This is a genomic window from Bradyrhizobium sp. MI1.10 (assembly GCF_055811035.1).
Genome location: NZ_JBVVPN010000027.1, coordinates 12,874 through 29,402 on the forward strand (window position 1 = coordinate 12,874; position 16,529 = coordinate 29,402).

Annotated in this window: 15 protein-coding genes; 11 read left to right on the top strand and 4 right to left on the bottom strand. The window is 64.6% G+C overall.

Annotated features, from left to right (window positions below; translation table 11 throughout):
• Positions 1-56 precede the first annotated feature (56 nt).
• From AC0L3K_RS25945 to AC0L3K_RS25955, 3 genes are all read left to right on the top strand, one after another.
• A complete protein-coding gene (locus AC0L3K_RS25945) occupies positions 57-839 on the top strand; it encodes an acetoacetate decarboxylase (RefSeq protein WP_007592277.1) in 783 nt (260 codons plus the stop codon).
• 110 nt (positions 840-949) lie between these two features.
• Positions 950-1,966, top strand: a complete 1,017-nt coding sequence (locus AC0L3K_RS25950) for a transporter (RefSeq protein ID WP_473367138.1) — start codon at positions 950-952, stop codon at positions 1,964-1,966.
• A 22-nt stretch (positions 1,967-1,988) separates the two neighbouring features.
• Positions 1,989-3,392: a carbohydrate porin gene (locus AC0L3K_RS25955; RefSeq protein ID WP_007592273.1), complete on the top strand. Its 1,404-nt coding sequence runs from the start codon at positions 1,989-1,991 to the stop codon at positions 3,390-3,392.
• Here AC0L3K_RS25955 and AC0L3K_RS25960 read toward each other — a convergent pair.
• The 3 genes from AC0L3K_RS25960 to AC0L3K_RS25970 all read right to left on the bottom strand — a co-directional run bounded on the left by AC0L3K_RS25960 (position 3,389) and on the right by AC0L3K_RS25970 (position 7,026).
• Positions 3,389-4,684, bottom strand: a complete 1,296-nt coding sequence (locus tag AC0L3K_RS25960) for an MFS transporter (protein ID WP_473367139.1) — start codon at positions 4,682-4,684, stop codon at positions 3,389-3,391. The two genes, AC0L3K_RS25955 and AC0L3K_RS25960, sit on opposite strands and share 4 nt — an antisense overlap.
• Before the next feature lie 110 nt (positions 4,685-4,794).
• Positions 4,795-5,991: an acetyl-CoA C-acyltransferase gene (locus tag AC0L3K_RS25965; RefSeq protein ID WP_007592270.1), complete on the bottom strand. Its 1,197-nt coding sequence runs from the start codon at positions 5,989-5,991 to the stop codon at positions 4,795-4,797.
• A 264-nt stretch (positions 5,992-6,255) separates the two neighbouring features.
• Positions 6,256-7,026, bottom strand: a complete 771-nt coding sequence (locus AC0L3K_RS25970; protein ID WP_007592268.1) for an enoyl-CoA hydratase — start codon at positions 7,024-7,026, stop codon at positions 6,256-6,258.
• A gap of 149 nt (positions 7,027-7,175) precedes the next feature.
• On the opposite strand from AC0L3K_RS25970, the gene AC0L3K_RS25975 reads away from it, so the two are divergent.
• Positions 7,176-7,715, top strand: a complete 540-nt coding sequence (locus AC0L3K_RS25975; RefSeq protein WP_007592266.1) for a PaaI family thioesterase — start codon at positions 7,176-7,178, stop codon at positions 7,713-7,715.
• 59 nt (positions 7,716-7,774) lie between these two features.
• Positions 7,775-8,395: a TetR/AcrR family transcriptional regulator gene (locus tag AC0L3K_RS25980; protein WP_007592265.1), complete on the top strand. Its 621-nt coding sequence runs from the start codon at positions 7,775-7,777 to the stop codon at positions 8,393-8,395.
• Between the two features lie 52 nt (positions 8,396-8,447).
• Here the strand turns inward: AC0L3K_RS25980 and AC0L3K_RS25985 are convergent, their stop codons facing one another.
• Positions 8,448-9,362 carry a LysR family transcriptional regulator gene (locus AC0L3K_RS25985; protein WP_007592263.1) on the bottom strand — a complete coding sequence of 305 codons (915 nt, stop codon included), beginning with the start codon at positions 9,360-9,362 and terminating at the stop codon, positions 8,448-8,450.
• Positions 9,363-9,463: 101 nt separating this feature from the next.
• Between AC0L3K_RS25985 and AC0L3K_RS25990 the strand changes: the two genes are divergently transcribed.
• The 6 genes from AC0L3K_RS25990 to AC0L3K_RS26015 all read left to right on the top strand — a co-directional run bounded on the left by AC0L3K_RS25990 (position 9,464) and on the right by AC0L3K_RS26015 (position 16,408).
• The gene (locus tag AC0L3K_RS25990; RefSeq protein WP_007592262.1) at positions 9,464-10,960 is read left to right on the top strand and encodes a CoA-acylating methylmalonate-semialdehyde dehydrogenase; all 1,497 of its coding nucleotides are present in this window, start codon (positions 9,464-9,466) and stop codon (positions 10,958-10,960) included.
• Between the two features lie 119 nt (positions 10,961-11,079).
• Positions 11,080-12,225 carry an isobutyryl-CoA dehydrogenase gene (locus AC0L3K_RS25995; RefSeq protein ID WP_007592260.1) on the top strand — a complete coding sequence of 382 codons (1,146 nt, stop codon included), beginning with the start codon at positions 11,080-11,082 and terminating at the stop codon, positions 12,223-12,225.
• Positions 12,222-13,289, top strand: coding sequence for an enoyl-CoA hydratase/isomerase family protein (locus tag AC0L3K_RS26000; protein WP_473367140.1), 1,068 nt, complete (start codon positions 12,222-12,224; stop codon positions 13,287-13,289). Before AC0L3K_RS25995 ends, AC0L3K_RS26000 begins: the two co-directional genes overlap by 4 nt.
• A 30-nt stretch (positions 13,290-13,319) precedes the next feature.
• Entirely contained in the window at positions 13,320-14,210 is an 891-nt protein-coding gene (gene mmsB, locus AC0L3K_RS26005) for a 3-hydroxyisobutyrate dehydrogenase (RefSeq protein ID WP_473367141.1), read from the top strand.
• A complete protein-coding gene (locus AC0L3K_RS26010; RefSeq protein WP_007592255.1) occupies positions 14,210-15,928 on the top strand; it encodes an AMP-binding protein in 1,719 nt (572 codons plus the stop codon). The genes mmsB and AC0L3K_RS26010 overlap by 1 nt, the downstream gene beginning before the upstream one ends.
• Positions 15,929-16,408: a MaoC family dehydratase gene (locus AC0L3K_RS26015; RefSeq protein WP_027517414.1), complete on the top strand. Its 480-nt coding sequence runs from the start codon at positions 15,929-15,931 to the stop codon at positions 16,406-16,408. It abuts the gene before it with no gap.
• Positions 16,409-16,529 lie beyond the last annotated feature (121 nt).

A 16,529-nucleotide genomic window follows, 5' to 3' on the forward strand; every position in this document is an offset into this window, starting at 1 on the left:
CGCCGCCTGACGCTGTCGGGCGGGCATCACATGAGCACCACGAGAGGAGACCGGCGATGCGTAGGGAAGAGTTACTGAGGCTTCCATCCATGCCGGCGGCTGGGCCGAGCTATCCGGCAGGGCCCTATCGCTTCGTCAACCGCGAATTCCTCGTCATCACCTACGAGACCGATCCGGACCTCATCCGCGCCGGCCTGCCTGAGCCGCTGGAGCCGATCGACCAGCCGATCGTGCATTACGAATGGATCAAGATGCCGGATTCCTCCGGCTTCGGCAGCTACACCGAATCCGGTCTCGTCATCCCCGCGCGCTTGCACGGCGAGGAGGTCAACTTCGTTTCGCAGATGTATCTGGACGACGATCCGCCGATCGCCGCCGGCCGCGAGATCTGGGGCTTTCCCAAGAAATACGCCCATCCCAAACTCGAGATCGTCAAGGATACGCTGACGGGCAGGCTGGAATATGCCGGCCAGCTCGTCGCCATGGGCACGATGGGCTACAAGCACGAGAGCATGGCCGGCAATGGCGACCTCACCCGTGCGACCCTGTCGAAGACGCAGATCAATCTGAAGATGATTCCCGGCGTCGATGGCCGCCTCGATATCTGCCAACTGGTCGCGATCAACCTCATCGACATCGTGCCGAAGGGCTCCTGGATGGGGCCCGGCCGGCTGCATCTGGTGCCGCATGTCAATGCGCCCGTCGCCGATTTCCCGGTCCGCCGCTGCCTCGGCGCGCATCATTACATCGCCGACCTGACGCTGCCGTTCGGCCGCGTCGTGCACGACTACATCAGGGAAGCAGAGGCGGCGGCTCCGACCGTGCTGGCGGCCGAGTAGGGCGCTATCATCAAACTGTAACAATGCCGTAATTGAGTACCCGCATGGATCCGGACGGTGCCGTCAGCAATCTTCCGGAGCGGGGCATTCGTTGACGGTTGGGGTTGGTCATGGCTGAGCCGGCGAAGCTTGTCAGCGCGATATCGGATGCCGTGCCTGGCATTCCCGGCCTGGTGTGGGCGTTCCGCCTCCACGGCGACGGCAGTGCCGAGGCGCTACCGGTCGACCAGCCGATCGAGTTCAGCCACGACGGCCGGCTCTGGCTGCATTTCAACCTCACGGACACGCGCGCACGGCCGTGGATCGCCGCGTCGCAACTGCCGCCGTTGGCGCGCGAGCTGTTGCTCTCGAACGACACCTTCCAGCAGCTTCACGTCATCGACCACTGCGTCTACGGCGTGTTCTCCGACCTCGTGCGCGACATCGGCAGCGCGACGGAGGAGACCGCGTTCCTGCGCTTCGCCATGACCGAGCGGCTCCTGATCAGCGGCCGCCATCAGGCGCTGTGCTCGGCGGATGCGACACGCCGGGTGCTCGAAGGCGGCTACCGCGTCGACAATGTCGCCCATCTCCTCGAAAAGATCGTCGATGAGGTCGCCGACACGCTTGATAGGATGGCCGATAAGCTCGGTCAGGAGATCGACGAGATCGAGGAGCGGATTCTGGCCGACGACGCCAAGCCGGAGATGCGCCGCAATCTTGGCCGGCTGCGCCGGACCTGCGTCAGGCTGCATCGCCAGCTCACCGGCCTGCGTACGCTGTTCCATCGCCTCGACCAGAAGAACACCGACCACCTTTCGCCGGACCTGCGTATCCAGGCCGGCAAGCTGGCGCAGCGGCTGGACGGCCTCGACCACGACATCGTGGAGCTGCGCGAACGCAGCCGCCTGCTCGAGGAGGAGCTGCGCTTCAAGAACGAGGAGCAAAGCAACAACCACCTCCACACGCTCTCGATCGTGACCTCGCTGCTGCTTCCGCCGACGCTGATCACCGGCATCTTCGGCATGAACACCAAGGGCCTGCCTCTGACCGAGGTCGAGAGTGGATTTTTCTGGGCGGCTCTCCTGATGGCCTCGTCGGTCGGCGCGGCCTATCTCTTCATGCGGCGTACCGGTATCTTCAAGTAAAGCACGCCAGTCGGTATCAGCCGTGATCGGGACCGCACATCTATTTCCGCTGCGAAATGCGGCCGCGATTGTGCTGGCCTGGACGATCGCGAGCACCAGCGCGCTGGCCGGCGCCAAGGACGAGAACGCGGCGGAGTGGCTAGCTCCAAAATGGTTCAACGAGTGGCATGACGGCCTCGCCAACAAGGGCCTGAATTTCGGCGCCGCCTACATCGCCGACAACATTGGAAATTTGTCCGGCGGCGTTAGGCGCGGCGCTATCCATTTCGGCCGGCTCGATCTTTCGGTCGATGCCGATCTCGACAAGCTGGTCGGCTGGAGCGGCGGCCGCTTCTACGCCAACGCGTTCGTGATCTACGGGCGAGGCCTCAGTCGCAACTACATCATGAATCTCGCGACCATCAGCGAGATCGAGGCGTTGCCGGACCAGCGGCTCTACAATGCCTATTTCGAGCAGAGCTTCTTCAACGACCGCTTGAACATCAGGGCCGGCCAGCAGGCCGCCGATGTCGAGTTTTTCGACAGCCAGACCGACGATCTCTTCATCAACGGCACCTTCGGCTGGCCCGCGATCAAGGCCTCGAATCTCCCGGCCGGCGGCCCGGCACCGCCAATCGCAGTCCCCGGCATTCGCATCAAGGCCGCGCTGACCGATCAGATCACCGCGTTCGGTGCCGTGTTCAATGGCGATCCGTCAGGCCCGGGCAATCAGGATCCGCAGCTGCGCGACCATCATGGTCTTGCCTTCCGCGTCAACGACCCGCCTTGGGTGATCGGGCAGGTCCGCTTCAACTACGACCTCGATATCGGCGGCCGTTCGCTCGCCGGCAATTTTACGCCGGGCGCCTGGAAGCATTATGGCTCGTTCGACAGTCAGCGCTTCGCCACGGATGGGCGGTCGATCGCCGATGCCGACGGCAGCGGCATTCCGGCAAAGCTTCGCGGCAATTACGGTATCTTCGCGGTGATCGAGCAGGTGCTGTACCGGCCGCCGGAGGTCAGGGAGAGCACCACTTCGGCCTCGATCCCGGGTGTCACCGCGTTCGGCCGCATCGCCTACAGCCCGCCGGACCGCAACCTGATCGATCTCTATCTCGACGGCGGCATCGGCTTTGTCGGCTTCGTATCCGGTCGTCCGCTCGATCGCTTCGGCGTGGCGGCGGCCTACATGCGCATCTCGAACTCCGCGCGCAACCTCGACGTCGATACCCAATTCTTCACGGGCATCCAGAGCCCAGTGCGCAGCAACGAGACCCTGATCGAGATGATCTATGAGGCGCACATCAAGCCGGGCTGGCTGATCGCGCCGTACTTCCAATATGTGTTCCGTCCCTCGGGCGGCATCCCGAATCCGGACGACCCGAGCGGTGTTGCGCGGATTGGTGACGCCGCGGTCTTCGGCGTCACCACCACGATCAGGTACTAAGCCATCGCGGCTTGCGGCTTTGGCTTCGGTTGTCGCGAGAGCGTCAGCACGATCAGCGAGGCGAACACGCAGAGCGCGCCGGCGATGAAGAAGGCGGGCAGGTAGCTCTGATAGACCGTCCGCGAGAAACCGGCCCCGAAGGCGGCGGTGCCTGCACCGAGCTGGTGGCCGGCAAAGATCCAGCCGAACACCAGATTGGCGCGCTCGGGCCCAAATTTCTGCGCGGTGAGGCGCACCGTGGGCGGTACGGTTGCGATCCAGTCGAGCCCATAGAACATCGCGAAGATCGAGAGCCCATAGAACGAGAAATCGCTGAAGGGGAGGAAGATCAGCGAGAGCCCGCGCAAGCCGTAGTACCAGAACAGGAGGTAGCGGTTGTCGTAGCGGTCCGACAGCCAGCCCGACATGATGGTGCCGAAGAAGTCGAAGATGCCCATCGCGGCCAGCAAGCCCGCGGCCTGCACCTGCGGGATGCCGAAATCGAGGCACATCGGAATCAGATGCACCTGCACCAGGCCATTGGTGGATGCACCGCAGACGAAGAACGTCGCAAACAGGACCCAGAACGCGCTGCTCTTCGAGGCGTCGCGCAGCGTGCCGAGTGCAACGCCCGTGATCGAGCCATGGCTGACGGGCGGCGCGGGCAGGGGTGTGGTGCCTTTGTCGCCAAACGGGCGCAGGCCCAGATCGCTCGGACGGTCGCGCATCGCGAGCAGGACCGCCAGGGCAGAAACACCAAGCGCGATGCAGACGAAGCCGAGCGCAAGCCGCCAGCCGAAACGTTCGGTCAGGCTTGCCAGCAGCGGCAGGAACACGAGCTGACCGGTGGCGACGCTCGCGGTCATGATGCCGACGACGAGGCCGCGCCGTGCCGCGAACCAGCGCGTCGCGATGGTGGCGCCCAGCACCAGCGCAGTCATGCCGGTGCCGATCCCGATCACGACGCCCCACAGCGCGACGAGCTGCCAGACCTCTGTCATGCCGAGCGAGAGCACCAGCGCCGAGACCACGATGAGCTGTGCGGTCAGAGTGACGTTGCGCAGGCCGTAGCGGTTGAGCAGGGCAGCCGCGAACGGCGCCATCAGCCCGAACAGGATGAAGCGGATCGACAGCGCGGAGGAGATCTCCGCCGTGCTCCAGCCGAACTCCTTCTGAAGCGGAACGATGAACACGCCGGGCGCGCCGACCGTTCCGGCGCTGATCAGCGCGGTGAGGAAGGTTACGGCGACCATCACCCAGCCGTAGTGGATATTGCGGCGGCCGAGCGTCGCCGCGAGCCAGTTCGAGATCATTGGGCCTCAATCTTGATGGGCAGGATTTGAAACACCTGCGCGAGTTTGCAGAATGGCACGGGACGCGTCCGTCTGAAATGACGGAGTTCCCTCATTTCCGGACTTTTACGTCAGTGCGTCAGGCGCTCCACCGCGATCGCGGTGGCTTCGCCGCCGCCGATGCAGAGCGCCGCCACGCCGCGCTTGAGGTTTCGCGCCTCGAGCGCATGCAGCAGCGTCACGATCAGCCGTGCGCCGGTGGCGCCGATGGGATGGCCGAGCGCGCAGGCGCCGCCGTTGATGTTGAGCTTGTCGCGGGGAATGCCGAGATCGCGCTGGGCCGCCATCGCCACCACGGCGAAGGCTTCGTTGATCTCGAACAGATCGACATCGCCGGCGCTCCAACCGATCTTGTCGAGCAGCTTGCGGATCGCTGGGATCGGCGCCGTGGTGAACCATTGCGGCTCCTGGCTGTGGGTGGCGTGGCCCTTGATCTCTGCGAGAGCCGGCAGGCCGCTGCGATCGGCGAGCGAGCGCTTCGTCAGCACCAGCGCGGCGGCGCCGTCGGCGTTGGCGGAGGAGGCCGCCGGCGTGATGGTGCCGTTGGCGCGGAACGCCGGCTTCAGCCCGGGGATCTTTGCGGGATCGACCTTGATCGGATGCTCGTCATTGGCAACGATGCGGGGACCTGCCTTCTCGCTCAGCGTGATCGGCGCAATCTCGGCCTTGAACGCGCCGCCCTCGACCGCCTTGCGCGCGCGGCCCAATGTTTCCATCGCATAGGCGTCCTGGTCCTTGCGGGTGAACTGATAGGCTTCGGCGGTAGCCTCGCCGAAATCGCCCATGGAGCGGCCGGTCTCGTAGGCGTCTTCGAGGCCGTCCATCATCATGTGGTCGATGATGCGGTCGTGGCCGGCGCGGTAGCCGCCGCGCGCCTTGGCGAGCAGATACGGCGCATTGCTCATGCTTTCCATGCCGCCGGAGACGACGATCTCGGCCGAGCCGGCGCGGATGATGTCGTGCGCCAGCATGGTCGCCTTCATGCCGGAGCCGCAGACCTTGTTCACGGTGGTCGCGCCGGTGGCGTCGGGCAAGCCGGCGGCACGCGCGGCCTGGCGCGCCGGGGCCTGGCCCTGACCCGCGGGAAGGACGCAGCCCATGAAGACCTCGTCGACCTTCTCCGGCGCAAGCTTGGCACGCTCGAGTGCCGCGCCGATCACGTGCGATCCGAGCTTGTGCGCGGGGAGCGGCGACAGCTCGCCCATGAAGCGGCCGAGCGGGCTACGGACGGCGGAGACGATGACGACGGGATCGGCGGCTTCGGCCATGGAGGAGACTCCCTAAAATGTCACATATGTAAGATTATGATCATCATATGATGCGGCGCAAAAAATGCAACTGCGTCGGCATGAGAAAATCTTGTGGTTCGCATGAGATTTGGTCGTGCGAACGGAAGAGGTTGTCCCATAACCTGCTGTCATCGCCCGCGCAGGCGGGCGATCCAGTACGCCGAGGCGGTTGTGATTGAACCGATGGCGCTCGGAGTACTGGATGCCCCGCCTTCGCGGGGCATGACACCGTTGCTGATGGCTCTACCGCTTCCGATTCACAAACGCGCCCATCAGCCGCGTCGGCTCGTCCGTCAGGAACGACTCGCCGAAGACTTTGACGCTCAAATTCACCGACTCCGTCAGCGGCAGCTCCTCCCATTGCCGCAGTAGCGCTTTCTGCGAGCGCAGCGCCTCGGGGCCGCATTCGAGGAGGGCCTTCACGAGATGCTCGACCTCGGCATCGAGCCCGCCCTCCGGCGCGACCTTGTCGACCAGTCCCCACGCCAGAGCCGTCGCCGCGTCGATGTTCTCAGCGGTCATCACCAGCCAGCGCGCGCGGGCCCACCCGATCAGGCGCGGCAGCAGCGCGGCATGGATCACCGAGGGAATGCCGACCCGCACCTCCGGCATACCGAAATGCGCGTCATGGGCGGCGATGCGGAAATCGCAGGCGGCCGCGACTTCGAGCCCGCCGCCGAGGCACCAGCCGGGCATGCGCGCGATCATCGGGGCCGGGAAGGCGCGCACGGCCTCGCAGAGGTCGCGCAGGCGGCTGATGAAAGCCTCGGCGGACTTCTGGTCGAGCCTGGCCATCTCCTTGATGTCGGCGCCGCCGATCATGCTCTTCTCGCTCTGGCCGCGCAGCACCACGACCCGGATGCTGCGGTCGGACGAGAGCTGCTGCAAGCCTTCGCGCACCGCATCGGTGATGGGCGAGCCCAAAATGTTCAGCGAGCCGGCGTTGCAGATCGCGACATGAACGACGCCGCGCGCATCGCGCGTCACGCCGCAGTGGTGGTTGAGCATTTCCATGAGGGGATCTCTGAGTTCGTGGACGCGCGAATACGCCGGTCGGATCACACTTCCGGGCCGAAACGCATTGCTTGTCAAGCGGGCGGGGAGGGAGTTGCCAGCGCGAAGTCCGCGGCATAATATGATGTAAATCATACAAAGAGGCCGCAATGACCAACATCGATCAACTCGACCTGTTTTCGCCCGCGCAGCGGCGCGAGCGGGTGGTGGAGTGGCAGGTGCCTGCGCCGGTTGCGAAAGTGGCGATGGGCCTGTCAGGCATGGATGCGATGCTGGGCATCCGCGACGGAAGGCTGCCGCCGCCACCCTTTGCCAAGCTGATCGGCTTCGTCATGGCCGTGGTCGAGCCGGGCCGGATCGTCATGGAACTCGAACCGCGCGAGGATCTCGAGAACACCATCGGCCTCCTGCACGGAGCCACAGCCGCCGCGCTGATCGACACCGCCATGGGGTGTGCGATCTCGACCCGGCTGGAGCCCGGGCAGGGCTCCGTCACCCTCGATCTGAAAATGACCTTCCTGCGTCCGCTCTCGGTCCGGTCCGGGCTGATCTCCGCCGAAGGCAAGGTGATCAAGCTGGGACGCCAGACCAGCTACACCGAGGGCTCCGTCCGCGACGGTAAGGGGGCGCTTGCTGTGCACGCAACGGCGACCTTTTCCATGATCGGCAACAATTTTACCGGGAATTAATGCGCCGTCCTGCCGATATCCGTGTTATTAGATGACCTCCGACATCCAATGAGATCCGCATGCGCTATTCCCGGGAACACAAGCAGGAAACCCACGACCGCATCGTGAAGAAGGCCTCCGTGCGGCTGCGCGAAAAGGGCGCCCACGGCATCGGTGTCGCCGACCTCATGAAGGAAGCGGGCCTGACCCATGGCGGCTTCTACGCCCATTTCGATTCCCGCGAGGCGCTGGTGATCGAGGCCTTCGACTACGCCATGAATCGCTCGATGGAGCACTGGCGCAAGCAGTCCGATCAGGTCGCGCCGGAGAAGCAGCTCACTCAGATCGTCGAGACCTATCTCTCGACGGTGCATCGCGACAACCCCGGTCACGGTTGCTCGATCCCCGCGCTCGGCGCGGAGATCGCCCGCGAGAGCCCGAAGACGCGAAAGGCCTTTGCCGGCAAGCTCGACGAGATGATCGAGATGATCACGGACTTCATCCCGAATCTGCCGCGCAAGGCTGCGCGCAAGCAGGCGATCGCGACGCTGGCGACGATGGCCGGCACCATGTTGCTCGCGCGCATCGCCGGGTCGAGTGAGCTGTCGGACGAGGTGCTGAAGACGGGCAGGGACAGCGCGCTGGACGGCGCGCGGCGTGAGCCGAAGGCTGCGGTTGCAAAGAAGCCGAAGCAGAGCTAGGCCGAGGTGCCGTTGAATGCGTAGGGTGGGCTAGCCGAAGGCGTAACCCACCCTACGAAGTCCGCCCCGCAAACAACGTCCGCTCGCGCTCCACAATCTCGGAAATATAATCCGCCACCGCGCGGATCCGCGCCAGGTCCTTGCTGTCGGCGTGCATCAGCATCCAAAAGGTGCGGGTGATCGAGACCTCTTCCGCCAGCACCGCAATCAGCTTCGGATAGTCGGCCGCCATGAAGTGCGGCAGCACCGCAATACCGAAACCGGCGAGCGTGGCGTTGAGTTGCGCGATCAGATTGGCGCTACGCAAGCGTGCGGAGATCTTCGGCGACACCTGCGGCAGATAGTCGAGCTCGGGCGTGAACAACAGCTCCTCGATATAGCCGACGAAGCGATGCTGCGGCAGGACCTCGCGCGAGGTGATTTTCGGGAAGCGGTCGAGATAGGCGGGCGCGGCATAGAGTCCGAGGCGGTAGTCGAGCAGCTTGCGGCCGACGATGCGGCCTTCCTTCGGCATGGTCAGGCTGATGGCGATATCGGCCTCGCGCTTGGAGAGGCTGAACAGCCGCGCGGTGGCCACAAGTTGCAAATCGAGATCGGGATACCGGTCGGCGAACTGAGCGAGCCGCGGCGCCAGGAAGGCGGTCCCGAAGCCGTCGGGGGCGCCGATCCGCACCGTGCCGGTCAGCCGCGCCACGGAGCCACCGACCTGCTCCTGGTTGGCGACAATGGTCGATTCCATCGCTTCCGCGCTGTCGGCGACGCGCTGGCCGGCCTCTGTCAGCAGGTAACCGGTCTTGCGCCGGTCAAACAGCTTGGCCGAGAGGTGCTTTTCTAGCCGGTCGACGCGGCGGATCACGGTGGCATGGTCCACGCCGAGCTGCTTCGCCGCAGCCGAAACCGAGCCGCCCCGCACGATGGCCAGCACGAAGCGGAAGTCATCCCAGTCGATAGCGCCTTGATCCAGCATTTTCGCACATCTATGGTGCATTATCTCAGACTTGAATCCTATAAAATGCAGGTCGATAGGATTTGTCAAAGCGTTCAAGCTCGCCTTAAGGAGACGATTCCATGCGTTCAGTCGGACATTTCATTGGTGGCAAGGAGGTCAAGGGCACCTCGGGCCGCACCGCCGACGTTTTCGAGCCGATGACCGGTGACGTCCAGGCCAAGGTGGCGCTGGCGTCCAAGGCCGAGGTCCGCGCCGCCGTGGAAAACGCCCGCGCTGCTCAGCCGGAATGGGCTGCGACCAACCCGCAGCGCCGCGCCCGCGTCATGATGAAGTTCGTTGAGCTGGTGCAGCGCGACTACGACAAACTGGCCGAACTGCTCGCCCGCGAGCATGGCAAGACCGTTCCTGACGCCAAGGGCGACATCCAGCGCGGCCTCGAAGTGGCGGAATTCGCCTGCGGCATCCCGCATCTGATGAAGGGCGAATACACCGAAGGCGCCGGCCCCGGCATCGACATCTACTCGATGCGCCAGGCGCTCGGTGTCGTCGCCGGCATCACGCCATTCAATTTTCCGGCGATGATCCCGATGTGGAAGTTCGCGCCTGCGATTGCCTGCGGCAACGCCTTCATCCTGAAGCCGTCGGAGCGCGATCCCGGCGTGCCGATGATGCTCGCGGAACTGATGATCGAGGCGGGCCTGCCGGCCGGCATCCTCAATGTCGTCAACGGCGACAAGGAAGCGGTCGACGCCATCCTCGACGATCCCGATATCAAGGCCGTCGGCTTCGTCGGCTCCACGCCGATCGCGCAATACATCTACGAACGCGCCGCCCAGACCGGGAAGCGCTGCCAGTGTTTTGGCGGGGCCAAGAACCACGCCATCATCATGCCCGACGCCGACATGGACCAGGCGGTCGACGCACTGATCGGCGCCGGTTACGGTTCGGCCGGCGAACGCTGTATGGCCGTGTCCGTCGCGGTCCCGGTCGGCAAGTCCACTGCCGACCGCTTGATGGAAAAGCTGGTCCCGCGCGTCGAGTCGCTCAAGATCGGCACCTCGATCGATCCGTCGGCCGATTACGGTCCGTTGGTGACGCGCGAGGCGGTCGAGAAGGTGAAGGGCTATATCGACATCGGCATCAAGGAAGGCGCGACGCTCGCCGTCGACGGTCGGGGCTTCAAGATGCAGGGCTACGAGAATGGCTTCTATCTCGGCGGTTCGCTGTTCGACAACGTCACCAAGGACATGCGAATCTACAAGGAAGAGATTTTTGGCCCCGTGCTCTCGGTCGTGCGCGCGCATGACTACAAGGAAGCGCTGGCGCTGCCGTCGGAGCATGACTACGGCAACGGCGTTGCGATCTTCACCCGCGACGGCGATGCCGCGCGCGACTTCGCGGCCAAGGTCAATGTCGGCATGGTCGGCATCAACGTGCCGATCCCGGTGCCGATCGCCTATTACACCTTCGGCGGCTGGAAGAAGTCCGGCTTCGGCGATCTCAACCAGCACGGTCCGGATTCGGTCCGCTTCTACACCAAGACCAAGACGGTGACCTCGCGCTGGCCGTCCGGTGTCAAGGAAGGCGCGGAGTTCTCGATCCCGCTGATGAAGTAAGGCTGTAGCCCAGCCCGTCATTGCGAGCGTAGCGAAGCAATCCAGACTTTCTCCTCGGACACATTGGATTGCTTCGTCGCTTCGCTCCTCGCAATGACGAGAACAGTGAGCAGCCCATCATGCAGTTCGCTCTGAACGAGGATCAGATCGCGGTTCGCGACATGGCGTTGGCGTTTGCGGCGGAAAAGATCGCGCCGTTCGCGCTGCGCTGGGACGAGGAGAAGCATTTTCCCGTCGAAGTGATGCGCGAGGCAGCAGCGCTTGGCATGGGCGGCATCTATATCCGCGACGATGTCGGCGGCTCCGCCATGTCGCGGTTCGACGCGGCGCTGATCTTCGAGGCGCTGGCGACGGGCTGTCCGACCACCTCGGCCTTCATCTCCATCCACAACATGGCGTCCTGGATGATCGATGCCTACGGCAGCGACACCCAGCGCCACACATGGTTGCCCAAGCTCTGCACCATGGAGCTGATTGCTAGCTACTGCCTGACCGAGCCTGGCGCCGGCTCGGACGCGGCAGCGCTGCGCACCCGCGCCGTGCGCGACGGCGATCATTACGTCCTCAACGGCCAGAAACAGTTCATCTCCGGCGCTGGCGGCACCGATCTGCTGGTCGCGATGGTGCGCACCGGCGGCGATGGCCCCGGCGGCATCTCGACGCTGGTGATCGACGGCAAGACGCCGGGCGTCTCGTTCGGCGCCAACGAGCGCAAGATGGGCTGGAACGCGCAGCCGACCCGCGCCGTGATCTTCGAGAACGCCCGCGTGCCGGTCGCCAATCGCTTGAGCGAGGAGGGTGTCGGCTTCAAGATCGCGATGGCCGGCCTCGACGGCGGCCGTCTGAACATCACGGCCTGCTCGCTCGGCGGCGCGCAGACCGCGCTGGACAAGGCGCGCGCCTACATGAAAGAGCGCAAAGCGTTCGGCAAGCGTCTCGACGAATTCCAGGCGCTGCAATTCAAGCTCGCCGACATGGCGATCGAACTCGAGGCCGCACGCACGTTCCTGTGGCGTGCCGCCGCCGCGCTGGATCGCAAGGACCCCGACGCCACCATGCTCTGCGCGATGGCCAAACGCTTCGGCACCGATGTCGGCTTTGAGGTCGCCAACCAGGCGCTCCAGCTTCATGGCGGATACGGCTATCTCAGCGAATACGGCATCGAGAAGATCGTGCGCGATTTGCGCGTGCACCAGATTCTCGAAGGCACCAATGAAATCATGCGGCTGATCGTGGCGCGCAAATTGATCGAGGGCGCACGATGAGTGGAGTGGAGGAGGGCGATCTGGTCGCACGGGTCGAGGGCTCGGCCGGCATTGTCAGGCTCAACCGTCCGAAGGCGATCAACGCCGTGACGCTGGAGATGTTTCGCGACATCGATAAGGCGCTCGACCGTTTTGAGGCCGATCCAGCCGTTGCCGTGATCGTGCTGGAAGGTGCCGGCGAGCGCGGCCTGTGTGCCGGCGGCGACATTCGCGCGCTCTGGGAGAGCTCGAAGGTCGACGGCGATCTCGGCAAGATTCTGTGGCGAGAAGAGTACATCCTCAACGCCCGGATCAAGAAATTCCCGAAACCCTATGTCGCCTTCATGGACGGCATTGTGATGGGCGGCGGCGTCGGACTCTCGGCGCATGCGAGCCATCGCATCGTCACCGACCGCACCAGGCTTGCGATGCCCGAGGTCGGGCTCGGTTTCTTTCCCGACGTCGGCGGCACCTGGGTGTTGTCACGCTCGCCGGGCGAGATCGGCACTTATTTTGGCCTGACCGGCCAGACCATGAACGGCCCCGATGCGATCCACGCCAGGTTTGCCGATGCGGAGGTACCGGCGGCCAAATGGCCCGAGTTGCGCGACGCGCTGACCAAGGTTCGCCAGGGCGTCACCGCGGCCGATGTCAGCAAGCTCATCAACGGTTTTGCGACGGGGGAGACCGCGGGGCCGGTCGCCGCAAAGGAGCCGGCGATCGACGCACTGTTCGGCTTCGACCGCATGGAAGACATTTTTGCCGCGCTGAAGCGCGACGGTTCCGAGTTCGCGCTGGCGACATTGAAGAGGCTCAACGAAAAATCGCCGCGCGGCATGGTGGTGACGCTCAAGCTGCTGCGGCTCGGGCGCACCGCGTCGAGCCTGGAAGAATGCCTGGTGCGCGAATATCGCGCTGCGCTGGAAGTTTTCCGCAGCGACGACTTTCGCGAAGGCGTGCGCGCCGCCGTGATCGACAAGGATCGCAATCCGACCTGGTCGCCGCCCCGCATCGAGGATGTCACTCCGGACCTGCTTGCGCCGTATCTCGCCGAGATTGGCGCCGACGAATTGAAGTTCAACTAACCAACGAAACGTTCAGCGGAGGAAACCAAGATGGCCACGATCGCATTCATCGGTCTCGGCAACATGGGCGGGCCCATGGCCGCCAATCTGGTCAAGGCCGGCCACAAGGTCGTCGCTTTCGACCTCGCCGAGGCCTCCCGGAACCAGGCCAAGGCCGACGGTGCCGGCATCGCCGACAGCGCGGCGGGCGCCGTGAAGGGCGCCGATGTGGTCGTCACCATGCTGCCGGCCGGCAAGCATGTGCTCGGCGTGTGGGGCGAGGTCGTTCCTGTCATGACCAAGGGCGCGTTGGTCATCGACTCCTCCACCATCGACGTCGAGAGCGCGCGCCAGGCGCATGCGCTGGCGGCCAAAAGCGGCGTGCTTTCGGTCGACGCGCCGGTCTCCGGCGGCACCGGCGGCGCCAAGGGTGCGACGCTCACCTTCATGTGCGGCGGCGAGGACAACGCGTTTGCAGCGGCAAAGCCCGTGCTGGAGAACATGGGCAAGAAGATCGTGCATTGCGGCGGGGCCGGCGCAGGCCAGGCGGCAAAAATCTGCAACAACATGATCCTTGGCATTTCCATGATCGCCGTGAGCGAGGCGTTCGCGCTGGCCGAGAAGCTCGGGCTCTCGCACCAGGCGCTGTTCGATGTGGCCTCGACCTCGTCGGGCCAGTGCTGGTCGCTGACGACCTATTGCCCGGTGCCCGGTCCAGTGCCGACCTCGCCCGCCAACAACGGCTACAAGCCGGGCTTTGCCTCGGCGCTGATGGTGAAGGATCTGACGCTGGCGCAGGACGCGGCGAAGGCCGCGGGCGCCGCAACCCCGCTCGGCAAGCATGCGCAGGAGATCTATCAGTCATTCGACGCAGCCGGCCACGGCGGGGTGGATTTTTCCGGAATTATCGAGCACGTTAGGAGTCTAGCCGGGAAAGCTTGATGACGACATTTCAGGAAGCGCGCGCGCTTCTGCTTCACAACCGCACGGACTATGAGACAGCGGTCAAGGACTTCCGCTGGCCTGATCCGGTCCCCTTCAACTGGGCACTCGACTGGTTCGACGCCGAGCTGGCGGCGAATGCGGACAGCAAGGATCGTCCTGCGCTTTGGATCGTCGATGCCGCGCAGGACCGGCAGACCAAGCTCTCGTTCGGGGCGTTGTCACGCCGCTCCAACCAGGTCGCGAATTTCCTCCGAGCACAGGGCTTGAAGCGCGGCGATCATCTCCTGCTGCTGCTCGGCAATGTCGTTCCGCTGTGGGAGACGATGCTGGCCGCGATGAAGCTCGGCGTCGTCGTGATTCCCGCAACGACGCTGCTCACCGCCGACGAGCTCCGCGACCGGCTCGATCGCGGCAAGGCGAAGGCGGTGGTGGCAGCGCAGGACCAGGTTGCGAAGTTTGCCAGTCTTGGCGCCGAGAATATCGTCCGCATCGTCGTAGGCGAGGCCTCCGATGGCTGGCTTTCCTATGATGACGCGGCAGAGGCGTCGGAGAGCTTTGCAGCGGACGGTCCGACCAACGCTGACGACCCGATGCTGCTCTATTTCACCTCGGGCACCACGGCAAAGCCAAAACTGGTTCGGCACAGCCAGCGCAGTTATCCCGTCGGCCATCTCTCGACCATGTATTGGATCGGGTTGAAGCCCGGCGACGTCCATCTCAACATCTCCTCACCCGGCTGGGCCAAGCATGCCTGGAGCTGCTTCTTCGCGCCGTGGAACGCGGGCGCAACCGTCTTTGTGGCCAATCAGCCGCGCTTCGACGCCAAGGGGCTGCTTGCCACCATCGGCCGCTGCGGCGTCACTACGCTGTGCGCGCCGCCGACGGTGTGGCGGCTGTTCATCCAGGAGAACTTGGCGTCGTTCAAGGTGGCCTTGCGCGAGGTCTGCGGCGCCGGCGAGCCGCTCAATCCTGAGGTGATCGACCAGGTGCAGGCCGCCTGGGGCCTCACCATTCGCGACGGTTACGGCCAGACTGAAACGACGGCGCTCGCCGGCAACTCGCCGGGGCAAAAGATCAAGATCGGCTCGATGGGCCGGCCGCTGCCGGGCTATCGCGTGCAGGTCAGCGACGCCGATGGTCATCCGGCCAAGGAGGGCGAGGTGGCTCTGGTGCTCGGCGAAAACCGTCCCGCCGGCCTGATGCAGGGCTATCAGGGCGACAACGGCGGGCTGTCCGGCGCCGAAGGCGAGCTCTATCGCAGCGGCGACGTCGTGTTCGAGGACGATGACGGCTATCTCACTTTCGTCGGCCGGTCCGACGACGTGTTCAAATCCTCCGACTATCGCATCAGCCCGTTCGAACTTGAGAGCGTGTTGCTCGAGCACGAGCTCGTCGCGGAAGCCGCAGTCGTGCCGAGCCCGGATCCGATCCGGCTCGCGATTCCCAAGGCCTTTGTGCTGCTGACATCCGGCGCGGAGCGCTCGCCGGACACCGCGCTCTCCATCTTCAAGCATCTGCACACGCGCCTGGCGCCGTTCAAGCGCATCCGCCGCCTCGAGATCGTCACGGAGCTGCCGAAGACGATCTCGGGTAAGATCCGCCGCGTCCAGCTCAGACGTCTCGAGCGTGACGACGATCGCAACGATCCCCTGCGCGGCCGGGAATTCCGCGAAGAGGATTTTCCGGAGCTGCCGAAAACACGGAGTGAGACCTAAGTGAACGAAGTCTGGAAGAAGCCGCCGATTACGCTTCAGGCCTACCAAGCCATGGTCGGCAAGGAGATCGGCGTGTCGTCATGGCACCTGGTCGATCAGCCACGCATCGACACCTATGCCGACGTGATCGAGGATCATCAGTTCATTCACGTCGACCCGGAGCGTGCGAAGAAGGAGACGGCGTTCGGCACCACCATTGCGCACGGTTTCCTGACGATGTCGCTGCTGTCGATCATGTCCTACGAGGTGATGCCCGTCATCGCGGGCACCACGATGGGCGTCAACTACGGTTTCGACAAGCTGCGTTTCATCTCGCCGGTGCGTTCAGGAAAACGCGTTCGCGGCCGTTTCGTGCTGGCGGAAGCCAAGCTGCGCAAGCCGAATGAATTGCAGTCGCGCACCAACGTCACCGTGGAAATCGAAGGCGAGGACAAGCCCGCGCTGGTCGCGGACTGGCTCGGGTTGATCTATTTCGCCTGACGCTGCCGGGCTTGACCCGGCAACCCATCGCTGCTCAAAAGCTGTCCAAATCGGTGCGCTCGAACCCTCTCCCCTTGTGGGAGAGGGTGCCTCGCGGAACGCGAGGCGGGTGAGGGGTCTC